Origin of the sequence: Undibacterium sp. SXout20W (genome assembly GCF_049340285.1) — a bacterium.
Classification (GTDB): Bacteria; Pseudomonadota; Gammaproteobacteria; order Burkholderiales; family Burkholderiaceae_D; genus Undibacterium.
This window is the reverse complement of the sequence record NZ_JBMPPH010000011.1, coordinates 78,549-90,563: the sequence shown is the minus strand read 5'-3', so window position 1 is coordinate 90,563 and position 12,015 is coordinate 78,549. Positions and strand designations below refer to the sequence as shown.

Sequence of the window (12,015 nt, the reverse complement as noted above, 5' to 3'; positions counted from 1 at the left end):
ATAATTCGGTATTAGCGACTAAAAAAATAAACTTTGATAACGATAAACAGCAACCAGGCCACGCGCCATGGCGTCAGCCAGCTAATTTTTGGCAACTTATTATTGACTTTTATTAGCCAGGATTGTGGATTAATACGTCGCCATGAAGGAATTTCGCTGTCCCACCTCTGCCAAACTTGAAGTTGATGGCTATCGATGATGACGGGCATCAGATACGGATAGACTTCCAGAATTTTTTCAATTACCGGTAACAATTCTAGTAATTCAGAAATTTTTGGCCGTTGAGGATTACGGAAACGGGTAATGGCTTTGCGACACAAGTCACGGGTTGCATCTGACTGTTGGAAAAATATTTCACGTTCGGTATAGGCTTGATCCAGAATGTAGCCGATTCTACCTAAACGCTGCAAACGGGAACGATCAACCAGCCATTGAAAAGATGTGCCAGCAACGACTAATAACACCTCGTGCCCTGGCCGCCATCCGCTAAGTAACAGGTCGACGATTCTCGCTTCAAAAATTTCCCGGACAATAAAATTATCCATGTCAGCAGCATGAATACTTTGATCGAGCACCGCTTTGATCGTAGCTTCGCCGGGTGTTTTATTGGTGGCGATTGTCAGTTGAAATCGTTCTTGAAATTCAAAGAACAGCGCGTCAGCTAAACGCAGGTTCTCATTGGTGCTAGAAGCCTCAGGTTCTACGCGCTCGGCATCATTGGCATCATTGCTGGCAACTGGCTGTGGAAATACGGTTGAAAGATCAGCTTCGATTGCTGAAGGCTGCGCCGTTACTGCAGACGGCGTTGCGTCAGCGGAGTTTGATGTTGATGTTGATGTTGATGCGGCGTCGGCGTTGGCTTCATACAGCGAATGTCGTTTCCAGCTTAAAGCCGTTTCATAGTTTTCTCTTAATTCTTGAAAACGCGCAGCTTCAGTCGTCTGATCAATCAGTTTGAGTTCGCGTGCATAGGCACGCTTTATCGCCCGTTCGTCGGCATCGACGTCAAGATCAAGGCGTTGTAAAAACGGTGGAATATTATTCATGAAAATAAATCAATACCTTACCAGCTAGGGTCAGGGCTTGGTTGAAGACGATTATGTTGTTCTATATGGTCGATCGCCGCTTCGATATTTTTTTTTGCAGGCGCTATCACTTTATTATCTTGCGATTCTAATGCCTGTTCAAAGTGGAAAATTTGTTTACTGAACCACTCGCGTTCATCGCCAAGTAATTGTTGATAAATACGTTCGGATTTGGCTAATAAGGTGCGCGATTCAAGACGATCACGCGGATGTATCTTAAGATCGGCAAGTGCCGCTAATCGTTGTGTGATGTCGGCATCGGATAATATACCTGGGTTGCCTTCGATCACTAAGGTATATGGTTCGCTGCGTTGTGCGGTTTTCGCTTCCACTTGTAGAAGACCATTGACGTCATAGGTAAAACGCACGTCCACCGTATTATTTTCCGGCGCTCCGCCATGCAAAGAAACTTTCAAACTGCCCAGCTTAATATTGTCGCGTACCATCCTTGATTCGCCTTGGTAGACATTCAGCATCAGATGCGTTTGCTTTTCTGAAATCGGACAATAATTTTTAACCCGGCTGACAGGAATGACGCTATTGCGCTCAATGATAGGATCAAAATGACCATGTGACACACTGTCATCAGAGAGCTGCTTTGAAATTTCTATGCCGAGAGAATAGGGCGCCACATCGGTCATCACGATTTCATTGAGGGCGACGTTTTTCATTTTTAGGCCAGCCTGAACTGCCGCACCTAATGCGACGACTTCGTCTGGATTGATGTCGACAGAAGGGAAGCGGCCAAACATCCTTGATACCATGCGCTTAACAATTGGCATGCGGGTCGCGCCTCCGGCGAGCACGATACTATCGAGCTCGGAAGGATGGATATTGGAGTCACGTAACGCACGCTCAACCGGATCGCGCAAACGTACCAGCAGCGACGCGCAGGCTTTTTCATAGTCTGCTTCTGTCAGTGCAAGTTGATATTGTTGACCATCATAATGCAGGTCCATACTGACATTGGCTTCTTTGCTCAGTTGGCGCTTGGCTAGTTCCGAGGCGGCAAACAGGCGCTGCATGAAGTGAGCTTCTTTTTTGAATTTGAGGGCGCTCTGATTCGCCGCAAAGAAGAGATCATTAATAACGCCGACAAAATCCTCACCACCAAGAAAATTATCTCCCGTAGTGGCACGGACTTCCATCACACCGTCGAATAAATCGAGTACCGATACGTCGAAGGTGCCGCCGCCAAGATCAAATACCAAAAATTTGCTTTCACTATCACGTTGATGAATGCCATACGCTAAAGCTGCGGCAGTAGGTTCATTCAGGAGGCGTTCAACATGCAGGCCGGCTAATTTTCCGGCGGCTTTGGTTGCTTTACGTTGCGCTTCGGAAAAATAAGCGGGGACAGTAATGACCGCCTCGGTGACCGGGGAACCCAGATAGGCTTCGGCATCTTCTTTTAAAGCTCGCAGAATCAAGGCGGACAGTTCTTCTGCACGAAATTCTTTTTTTCCGATACGGACGATGCGGTCGCTGCCCATGTAGCGTTTAAATAAGGCGGCAGAGCGGTCAGGGTGCGTTTGCAGGCGTTCGCGTGCTGCTTTGCCGACAAGTACGGTACCGTCCGCATCGATACTGACGCAAGAAGGCGTCAAAACGTCGCCTATGCTATTCGGAATAAGTCGTGGGCCATTCTCCTCCCAGACAGCTACTAAACTATTTGTTGTCCCCAAATCGATACCAATAATCATGCGCATCCTTTAATAGTATTTTTAACATCTTTATTCAGATAGTATCAAAAATTTCTTATCGATAGACTGCATGAGAATTTAAATAAATACTCGTCAAGGCGTGCCCCTTGCCGTGGTGAACGAAAAAGGAGCGAGATAAACACAAATGGTTTATTTAATTCGATATTTCGATTATTATAGAAATATAATTTTCAACGTGAGTATTTATGGAAACCAAAGAAGCAATTTCCGCCTTATCGGCCATCGCACAAGAGTCGCGATTAGCGATATTCAGGCTATTGGTGCAGGCAGGGCCAGAGGGACTGATTGCGAGCAAAATCAGTGAGCAACTCGGTATTCCTGCTTCGTCATTGTCATTTCATTTGAAAGAATTAAGTTATGCGGAGATGGTCGCGGTGAAACAGGACGGTCGTTTTATGATCTACACGGCCAATTTTGACACCATGAATGGACTGCTGAGTTTTCTCACTGACAACTGTTGCGGGGGTAACCCTTGTTTATCGACATCGACATCGACGGCAGCGGTTTGTCGCTCTGCTTCTTGCTGATCCATGATTTCGCCAGCATGTCGCCATTATTTCGCCATCTTTGATTGAGAAACCGTTTGATAATGATAACTTCTCCTTGTGTTAACACGCCTTGCAGTGCAAACGCAAAGCATGCTTGCGTTTGGCAAACTGCCCCAGCAGTTCGCTGGTTTGATTTGACGAATCAAACTTCGATGGTGCCAGCATGACATTGACCAAACGATTGGTGGCCGAAGGTTTAGGGTCCGCTTTATTGCTCGCCGTGGTGATTGGGTCGGGCATCATGGGGGAAGGCTTGTCAGGTGGGAATGTTGCTCTTGCCTTGCTGGCAAATTCGATCGCGACCGGCGCAGGTTTGATTGCCTTGATTTTGATGTTTGGACCGATATCAGGTGCCCATTTCAATCCTGTCGTCACGCTGTCTGAGGCATGGCAAAAAAATCTGCCGCTGGCAGAAGTTTTTCCTTATATCATCGTACAAATTGCGGGCGCTTTTGCTGGTGTTGCGATTGCACATTGCATGTTTGGTGAACCTCTTTTTTTCGCATCAGTTCATGTCAGAACCGGATGGGCTCAATGGTGGAGTGAATTCGTCGCTACCTTTGGCTTGATTGCAGTCATTATCAGCACGTCCAGAAACAGACCATCAGTCACGCCCTTTGCAGTTGCCTCCTATATCACTGCCGCGTATTGGTTCACTTCATCTACTTCATTTGCTAACCCTGCAGTAACAATGGCACGCGCAGCGAGTAATACATTTGCTGGTATCCGCCCTATGGATGTAACGGGATTTATTATTGCTCAACTTTGCGGCGAATTCGTGGCAATTTGGTTGTTTACCTGGTTATATCCTGCTGCTCTCGCCACCAGTGCAGTCGATGCCACCGATGCCACCGATGCTACTGATGGCACCGACACGATCAAATAAATAAAGGAATCAATAATGACCATCACGATCTATCACAATCCTCAATGCGGCACATCCAGAAATACACTTGCTCTCATTCGTAACACTGGCGTAGAACCCACTATTATCGAGTACTTGACTAATCCGCCAGGCAAACGAGAACTCGCTTCGTTAGTGGCGAGCATGGGCGTATCGGTGCGCGACATCTTGCGCAAAAAAGGGACTCCTTACGAAGAGTTGGGGTTAGAGGATCCGAAATGGACGGATGATGCATTATTGGATCACATAATGGCGCATCCCATTTTGATGAACCGCCCTATCGTCGTAACGTCGCTTGGCGTCAGATTATGCCGGCCTTCCGAGGTAGTATTGGAGATTTTGCCGTTGCCCCAGCTTGGAGAGTTCAAGAAAGAAGATGGCGAAAAAGTGATTGATAGCGAGGGCAAACGTGTCACAGCATCACATTGATCTACCGAATCTTCATGCTGATTTGTTTCAGGTGCCAGACATTGAAAAATTAGCCACCAAAAAAGCGTCCACGCATGCACCTCGCTTTTTATTGCTATATGGCTCTTTACGTGAGCGTTCCTATAGCAAGCTACTGACCTTAGAAGCAGCACGGTTGCTGACAGCGATGGGGGGCGAGGTGAAAATTTTTAATCCACAGGACTTACCATTGCCAGATGGCGCGCCAGAAGATCATCCAAAAGTGAAAGAATTGCGTGAACTGACACTGTGGGCAGAAGGCATGGTGTGGTGTACGCCAGAGCGTCATGGTGCAATGACTGGAATTATGAAAGCCCAAATTGATTGGATACCGCTCCAAGTTGGCGCCGTGCGCCCGACTCAGGGGAAAACGCTGGCTGTCATGGAGGTTTCTGGTGGCTCGCAATCGTTTAATGCCGTCAACCAACTGCGCATTTTAGGACGTTGGATGCGCATGATTACCATACCCAACCAATCATCGGTACCGAAAGCGTTTTTGGAATTTGATGACGCAGGACGAATGAAGCCGTCTGCCTATTATGATCGCGTGGTCGACGTCATGGAAGAACTCATGAAATTTACTTTGCTTACCCGCGACATTTCTCCATATCTGGTCGATCGATACAGCGAACGCAAGGAAAGTGCAGAAGAACTATCAAAGCGCGTAAATCAGAACAAACTTTGAAATGCATTTGCTAAGTCGCAAGAGTAAAACTGACTTACTCGGGTATCGTATCGCTGCTTTGTGTACGCTGGTACGTCGCGTACCCGTTGAGTTTTCGTCATATCGAAAAAATGATGGGAGAACGCGGCGTTGTCGTTGACCACGCCACAGTACATCGTCGGGCAGTGAAGATATTGCCTGTGCTGGCTAAGATATTTCGTTCACGTCAGCGTTCCGTCGGTCGGAGTTGGTGCATGGATGAGACGGATATCAAGGTAAAGGGGTAATGGAAATAGTTGTATCGCGCCCGTCGATCATTGATTGACAAAAGTGGAGCCAATACCGCGACCGTCCTCAGTATCATCGCTGACACCGGCGCTGACCTTCAGATGCGCCAGAGCAAATATCTGAATAACATGGTCGAGCAAGACCACCGAGCCATCAAGCGGTTAACCCGTCCCATGATGGGATTGAAGAATTTCCATTTTGCACAGACTATCATTGCGGGTATTGAAACCATGCATATGATTCACAAGGGAAAGTTTAAGTTAGACCCCAAAACCCGAATTTTATCCAAAGCTAAACAATTTTACAGCCTGGCATTTTAATTTCGCGAGGCACTGTCACTTTACGTGCTTGTTCTACCTTATTGCGACACAACCTAAAAAAATGGTCCGGCATCGGGCCAATTTGACCAAAATTTAATTGCCTCCGATTTATTCAATAACGCCAATTACCATCGAGTTGGCAAATATTTTGTATAGTAAAGCGGCATCACGATATGAGTTTGCTCGATTTCTGTTGAACCCTGCGTTCCAGTGAGTTTAATAGTTTTGTGTGGTTTGCATTTTTCAATATATGATTGCAGCGACTTTGCACGTGTGCGTTTGCCGCTTTTGACTTCGACCGGAATAATTTGGCCTTGATCATTGGCGACAATGAATTCAATTTCTGCGCGCGCGTCATTCCATGAAAAGCTAGGTTCTATGCCGATTGCGGCCAATTCTTGTTGGACGAAATTTTCGGCGATATAGCCTTTGTATTCGAATGCTTGCTGTTTGATTTCTCGATAGCCGATGCCGAGCATATTGTTGAGAAGACCCACGTCAAATAGGAAGAGCTTAACCTTGTTTTCTTCTTGGTAAGCAGCGAGCGGTGTTCTGGGCATCCCTTCTATTGGGTGGTTTTTCAATGCAAGGCGACTTCTGTGTAACCAATTGATCGCTGTTTCAAATTCAGCATAGCGTGCTTTGTTTCTATAGACACCTTTGAATTTGAAACGATTGACTGACTCGTCGACAACTGCGGACAATTGAGCAGGAATTTGATTGAAGACGGCTTCAATTAACTGCGCGTCGCCTTTGTTCGAATATTTTCCAAAATCGCGACGGTACCCTTCTACTAAATTTGCATGAATCTGTGTGACGTTTGAAATACGTTCGAGTATGCTTGCGTCTGGATTTGCAAACCACGCTGCTACTGCCTCAGGCATTCCGCCGGTGAAATAGTAATCAGTTAGTTTATCAAACAATATGCTGTGTGCTGCGGGACTATTAACTTGCGTTTCGAAAGCTTTAATCTGTGCAGGCTCGTTTGAAGCTAGCAGGAATTCGTAAAACGTCAGGGGACGCAAATTATATTGCTCGACCTTGCCAACGGGGAAAGAATTGAGCAATCCGATATTAGAACCACTGGCAGCGATGTAATAGTCTGGCGTTTTTTCAGCAAAATATTTTAAAGATGATATTGCGCGCTCACACTCACCAATTTCGTCGAGTATTAATAAATCGGTAGCAGGATTAAAAACTTGTCCTGTAAGTAATTCAATATTGAGCAGAATATCGTTTGGGGCTAGTGATCCCGCAAATGCTTGGGCAAGATCAGGGCGTTCCAGAAAATCGAGATGGAGCGTGTTGGTAAATCCCTGTCCTAACAATTGTTTCAGTAGATACGTTTTTCCGGTCTGACGCGCCCCGTCAATTAATAATGGCTTGCGTTGCTGCTGCGATTTCCAATTAATTAGCTTATCAAGTAATTGTCGTTTCAATGTTACCCCCCCTCAGGCATGTGCCAATATCAGCGGCGCCGATATATTTTTCCTGCAAGATTTCAGATTTGATTATACGTAAATTTACATTTTTATGCGCGTTAAATGGGTAAATATACATTTATATGCGCATAATAATGTAAATTTACGCGATTATATGCGCGAAAAAGCGTTTTGTCGCAATAACGAACCCGAGGCGAACTTTTGCCAGGCGGATACCACCCCTCATTAAACAGGGCGGATTTTTCCTGCCAAAGCATAAAATTGGTCGGCAAACGACAGATCATTTGTGCCTTCCATCATCAGTTGACCCTTGCGAATCATGTGCATGAGTTCGATACCAGCCAGGATGCTTTTGGCCGATTGGAACGATTTGAATCCGAGCATTGGTTTTGTTATTCGCTTCACCGCGCGATGGTCTTGTTCCACAATATTATTTAGGTACTTGATCTGACGAACCACCATAGCTCTTTCCATGTCGGCGTTGATATCGTTAATCGCCGCTTTGTTCGCGCCACTTTTATCCATCGTGATTTTTTCAGGTGCGCCGTTCCCTGCCATGGCCTTGTCGAAAAACCGCTTGGCTGCTGCCTTATCTCGTTTGGCAGTCAGAAGAAAATCAATCGTTTTCCCTTCCTTGTCTCCGGCGTAGTAAAGGTACTTCCATTTGCCGTTGACCTTCACGTACGTCTCGTCCATCCGCCTGCTTCTACCGGCCGGCCGTTTGTACTTTCTGAATATCTTTTCCCGTACCGGTAGCAATCGGATCGCCCAGCGGCTGACCGTTGAATGATCAACGAATACACCACGCTCCGCGATCATTCTTCGGCATGTCGCACACTCAGCGGATAGGCTGCGTACCAGCGCACACAGGTCAGCATCACCTCGAGCGGATAATGCATTCGCTTGATCACCTTACGTAGCGCGTCTATCATCAGATGGATCAGAAATTTGGTTTGACCGGTAGTCTAACAGCGACTGCTTATTGCGACAGACCGCAAGATGATGATGTTGCCATCGGTGAAATTGAAACCGCACATCCTGGTTATCTTGGCAGTCAGGATACGTTTTACGTTGGCACTATTAAAGGCGTTGTACGCATTTATCAGCAGACATTTGTTGATACGTATTCGAAGGTTGCGACAGCTAAGCTCTACAGCACCAAAACCCGATTACGGCTGCTGACCTGCTCAATGACAAAGTATTGCCGCTCTTTGCTGAATACGAAATGGGCTTAATTCGAATCCTGACTGATCGCGGAACCGAGTATTGCGGCAGACCAGAGGCACACGACTACCAACTCTATCTTGCGTTAAATGAAATCGAACACACAAAAACCAAAGTGCGTCATCCTCAGACCAATGGCATCTGCGAACGCTTCCATAAAACCATTCTGAATGAGTTTTACCAGGTCACTTGCCGGGACAAGATTTACTTGTCGATTGATGCGTTGCAGCAAGACCTGGACGACTGGCTGCCTTACTACAATCACGAATGTACTCATCAAGGAAAAATGTGTTGTGGTCGCACACCAATTCAAACACTAATTGACGGAAAGGAGGCGTGGCACGATAAAATTACAAAACCAAATAACTGAATTTGATCTGATAATTCCGCACTTCAAACCGGGTGACTGTCAGATCTGGTCGCAACTACTACACATAAGCCTGTTAACTCAACCGATCCAAAAAATTGGCATACTACAACTATACTAGAAAGATAATAAATGAAATACTATTATGCAATTTTATTGGTAGCAGTATTAAATGGTTGTGGTGGCGGTGGGGGTAGTGCTGGATTATCAAATGGATCAACTACTGCCTCAATAAACGGAAAGGTTATTGATGGATATATTTCTGGAGCAATCGTGTATTGGGATTGCAATAATAACAGTGTGCTTGATATTGGGGAAATATCAACAACTACGGGCGCAGGTGGAGTTTATACAATTCAAGATAAAAGTGCTGATGGTTGTCAATTACTGGCTAATGTTATTCCTACCTCAATTGACGAAGATCAACCACAGAAAATTGGGCAATCCTATACGCTTAAAGCGGTGATTGGACATTATAATTTAATTACTCCTTTTAGTACGCTTATAGCTGGGAAATTAGATACTACGGCGGGATTGTCGGTAGATCAAGCGGAGTCTGATTTATCAAAAATCATCGGAATTGATTCAAAATTATTAACTGATTATAAAAACCCAGCAGTTACGGCCAATACTTCTGGTATGGGTATTGCAGCTGCCGTTGTTGCGGAATCAATCTCAAAACAACAAAAGCAATCTGTAGCACTTAGCACCAGTATTAGTGCTGCATATGACGATATTAAAAATTCATTCAATTCAAGTGGATTCGTTAATTCTATACTAGTTGGAATTAAGCCATTTATTGATAGATATAATTCGATTACATCTACTCTATCTAAAACATTGAATGGCGATAATAGTTTATATGTTATCAGAGCAGTTACTTCATCTGATTCTTCTGTTAATAGTGAATTAGATGCGATTACAGCAAAACTGAATGCAAGACAAGCCGCTAAATACGGTAACTTGAATTGGGAGTTGTTTAGCGATAGTGAATTAACTAGCTATTTCAAAACAATTAACAAAGCAAATATATCGAATACAGATTCGACATATCAAACGGCATTACAAAATCTACAAAAAATTCGTAATGCGAAGTTTGCAGCAGTATCGACACAGTTTAATACATCAATAGCTGACGAAACTAGCTGGACTACATTTTTCACTAATGATCCATCGGCTTCAGTCGATTGGTTGGTTGAAAACTTATCGGATGCTGGCAGTCTGGCGATTGACGGTGCAACTCTTGTAGCAACAAGGCCAAAAGTTGGACGCCCTACAAATTATTCTCAAAGTTTGAAGTCGTTTAAGAAAACGGTAGAAGTGCTGCAAAGCGGCATAGATTCCGCGGCGTGCTTTAAGGCGGCAAGTGATATTGATACAGCCACATCTGATGAGTTACCAAACGACATAGTACAGCTAGTCACTAAGTGTGGAGGGATTATTATTGGCTTACAAGCAGATAGCGTATCTATATTGAAAAACAAAAAACGAACAAAGATGGGCTTAGCAATTATGAAGGCTGCTGGTGGCTTTAGTGATGGATTATCTGAAGAGGAACTATCTATTGCGAATCTGGAGCTTTATGTTACGTTTTTATCGACGATTAAAGACTTAATTGATCCATTTGTAGTCGATCCTATTACCCAAAAAATAATTGCTGCTGGTGATATTACGATTCAATATGCAAATGCAAGCATTGCTGGTTGGAAATTGAAAATTGCAGCATCTAAGAAAATGGATGCTAATGTATTGGCAGCTACTACCCAATACGAAATGGAAGTTAGAAATGCGTGGCATAGTTATTATGTTAATTTTATGCAACTCTTTGGCACATATTATTTTTCGATAATTGATCCTACTAATCTAGTAGTTGCCACAAAATTTCAAATAAACCCCATAATCTTCAAAAATACCAATGACGGCACTACCACCTATAACTCAGGGTTAGTTCTCTATATGCCAACCTCTACGGCATACGATAATGCCACCGTAGCAGGTATCGGCACAGAAAACCTTACTGGCGGCGTGGCGGTGTTGCAAACTGTATCGGGTCAAGCGTACCTGCAAGTGATGCAAAGTAACGGCACAGTTTCTGGAGATGTCCTACAGATTCAAGCTCCTATAGCAACGGACTATATCCCTGCTGGTTCGATATACACGGTTAGGCTCTACAAGGGAATTAATCTCGTCGCTACTCAGTCAGTCACTTTGGCCGCAAAGCTCGTCACGCCACAAGAGGGCGCAACTGCCGCATTTCCAAGCGTCATACTCACCACTTATGCTGATCTCTGTCCGAATGGTGTAGCGACTACGGCACCTTGGTATTCAATTCCTTCGAGCCGTACCTCAAGTAACCCGCAATTTAACCTGTCCTGCGGGTCAATTGGCGCATCAGCTAATGTTGAATCAGGGGATAGCTACGGGCGACGGTTCAATACGACTTTGACGGTGACGAAAATTATTCCGAGTGCTGTAGTGACTGGCAACTTTCCTGTGCTTGCTAGTAGGCTACAGGATGGTGGAATATTTACTGTACCTCAAGGTGTTTCCAATTGCTCATTTACTGCAACAGGGCAATGGGTTAAAGGAACATCAGTGGATGCGAATGGCTTTGTCGGAACACCAGCAGCCGTGGCAAATCCATATATTCAATGGGCTTCAAATAATGCCCCTGTGGCTGCACTGGTATATACAATAAATCAAGCTTATGGCACTAATGCTTTTAGATTGGCAGGGAATTCCTTTAGTTTAGCGGTAACTCCTGCATCGACTGTTGATTTTTCAATGAATGATGATTTATCTGATGCATTCTTTAATGCCAATGGGAGAAGCGGTAGTTTGAGTGTCGCTTATCGATGTCAGTGACATATAGCGCAGAACTGTATTTAGTAAAACGGATGTTAAATGTTTTCTAGATGGGCAATGCCATGAAAGTGAAATTATCTCTTATCAAAACCGTCTCAAAAACCACCTTATTATCACTTAGGAATTAGTTGCAATTG

General features: G+C 44.7%; 9 protein-coding genes and 2 pseudogenes. 7 read left to right on the top strand and 4 right to left on the bottom strand.

The features are described 5' to 3' along the window. Positions 1–11: 11 nt before the first annotated feature. Together ACO0K1_RS08295 and ACO0K1_RS08290 are read right to left on the bottom strand one after the other, a co-directional pair. Positions 12–1,046: a hypothetical protein gene (locus tag ACO0K1_RS08295; protein WP_423024586.1), complete on the bottom strand. Its 1,035-nt coding sequence runs from the start codon at positions 1,044–1,046 to the stop codon at positions 12–14. A gap of 17 nt (positions 1,047–1,063) precedes the next feature. Then, entirely contained in the window at positions 1,064–2,788 is a 1,725-nt protein-coding gene (locus tag ACO0K1_RS08290) for a molecular chaperone HscC (protein WP_423024584.1), read from the bottom strand. A 206-nt stretch (positions 2,789–2,994) separates the two neighbouring features. Here ACO0K1_RS08290 and ACO0K1_RS08285 point away from each other — a divergent pair, with 206 nt between their 5' ends. The 5 genes and pseudogenes from ACO0K1_RS08285 to ACO0K1_RS08265 all read left to right on the top strand — a co-directional run bounded on the left by ACO0K1_RS08285 (position 2,995) and on the right by ACO0K1_RS08265 (position 5,980). Further along, a complete protein-coding gene (locus tag ACO0K1_RS08285; RefSeq protein WP_423024582.1) occupies positions 2,995–3,336 on the top strand; it encodes an ArsR/SmtB family transcription factor in 342 nt (113 codons plus the stop codon). A gap of 184 nt (positions 3,337–3,520) precedes the next feature. Further along, on the top strand, positions 3,521–4,243 hold the full coding sequence (locus tag ACO0K1_RS08280; RefSeq protein ID WP_423024580.1) for an aquaporin: 723 nt from the start codon (positions 3,521–3,523) through the stop codon (positions 4,241–4,243). A 12-nt stretch (positions 4,244–4,255) separates the two neighbouring features. Next, positions 4,256–4,690 (top strand): arsenate reductase (glutaredoxin), encoded by a 435-nt coding sequence (arsC, locus tag ACO0K1_RS08275; RefSeq protein ID WP_423024628.1) that lies wholly within the window; start codon positions 4,256–4,258, stop codon positions 4,688–4,690. Then, positions 4,656–5,393 carry an arsenical resistance protein ArsH gene (arsH, locus tag ACO0K1_RS08270; RefSeq protein WP_423024626.1) on the top strand — a complete coding sequence of 246 codons (738 nt, stop codon included), beginning with the start codon at positions 4,656–4,658 and terminating at the stop codon, positions 5,391–5,393. The genes arsC and arsH overlap by 35 nt, the downstream gene beginning before the upstream one ends. Before the next feature lie 29 nt (positions 5,394–5,422). Further along, positions 5,423–5,980 (top strand): annotated as a pseudogene (locus ACO0K1_RS08265) (IS6 family transposase). Between the two features lie 125 nt (positions 5,981–6,105). Here the strand turns inward: ACO0K1_RS08265 and ACO0K1_RS08260 are convergent. Both ACO0K1_RS08260 and ACO0K1_RS08255 read right to left on the bottom strand, forming a co-directional pair. After that, positions 6,106–7,419: an ATP-binding protein gene (locus tag ACO0K1_RS08260; protein WP_423024578.1), complete on the bottom strand. Its 1,314-nt coding sequence runs from the start codon at positions 7,417–7,419 to the stop codon at positions 6,106–6,108. 228 nt (positions 7,420–7,647) lie between these two features. After that, positions 7,648–8,354 (bottom strand): IS6 family transposase gene (locus tag ACO0K1_RS08255; RefSeq protein WP_423024576.1). Its coding sequence is split into 2 segments (ribosomal slippage): positions 7,648–8,243 and positions 8,243–8,354, totalling 708 coding nucleotides; the frame shifts between segments, so codons are not numbered across the junction. A 63-nt stretch (positions 8,355–8,417) separates the two neighbouring features. On the opposite strand from ACO0K1_RS08255, the pseudogene ACO0K1_RS08250 reads away from it, so the two are divergent. Together ACO0K1_RS08250 and ACO0K1_RS08245 are read left to right on the top strand one after the other, a co-directional pair. Next, a pseudogene (locus ACO0K1_RS08250) lies at positions 8,418–9,016 on the top strand (integrase core domain-containing protein); the annotation flags it as partial. A gap of 129 nt (positions 9,017–9,145) precedes the next feature. Further along, positions 9,146–11,878, top strand: a complete 2,733-nt coding sequence (locus ACO0K1_RS08245; RefSeq protein ID WP_423024574.1) for a hypothetical protein — start codon at positions 9,146–9,148, stop codon at positions 11,876–11,878. The last annotated feature ends 137 nt before the right edge of the window (positions 11,879–12,015 follow it).

Bases quoted from the DNA above. Each gene is read 5' to 3' on its own strand.
- ACO0K1_RS08285 (WP_423024582.1), top strand. From the start codon at position 2,995: ATGGAAACCAAAGAAGCAATTTCCGCCTTATCGGCCATCGCACAAGAG.
- ACO0K1_RS08295 (WP_423024586.1), bottom strand. From the start codon at position 1,046: ATGAATAATATTCCACCGTTTTTACAACGCCTTGATCTTGACGTCGAT.
- ACO0K1_RS08245 (WP_423024574.1), top strand. From the start codon at position 9,146: ATGAAATACTATTATGCAATTTTATTGGTAGCAGTATTAAATGGTTGT.
- ACO0K1_RS08280 (WP_423024580.1), top strand. From the start codon at position 3,521: ATGACATTGACCAAACGATTGGTGGCCGAAGGTTTAGGGTCCGCTTTA.
- ACO0K1_RS08290 (WP_423024584.1), bottom strand. From the start codon at position 2,788: ATGATTATTGGTATCGATTTGGGGACAACAAATAGTTTAGTAGCTGTC.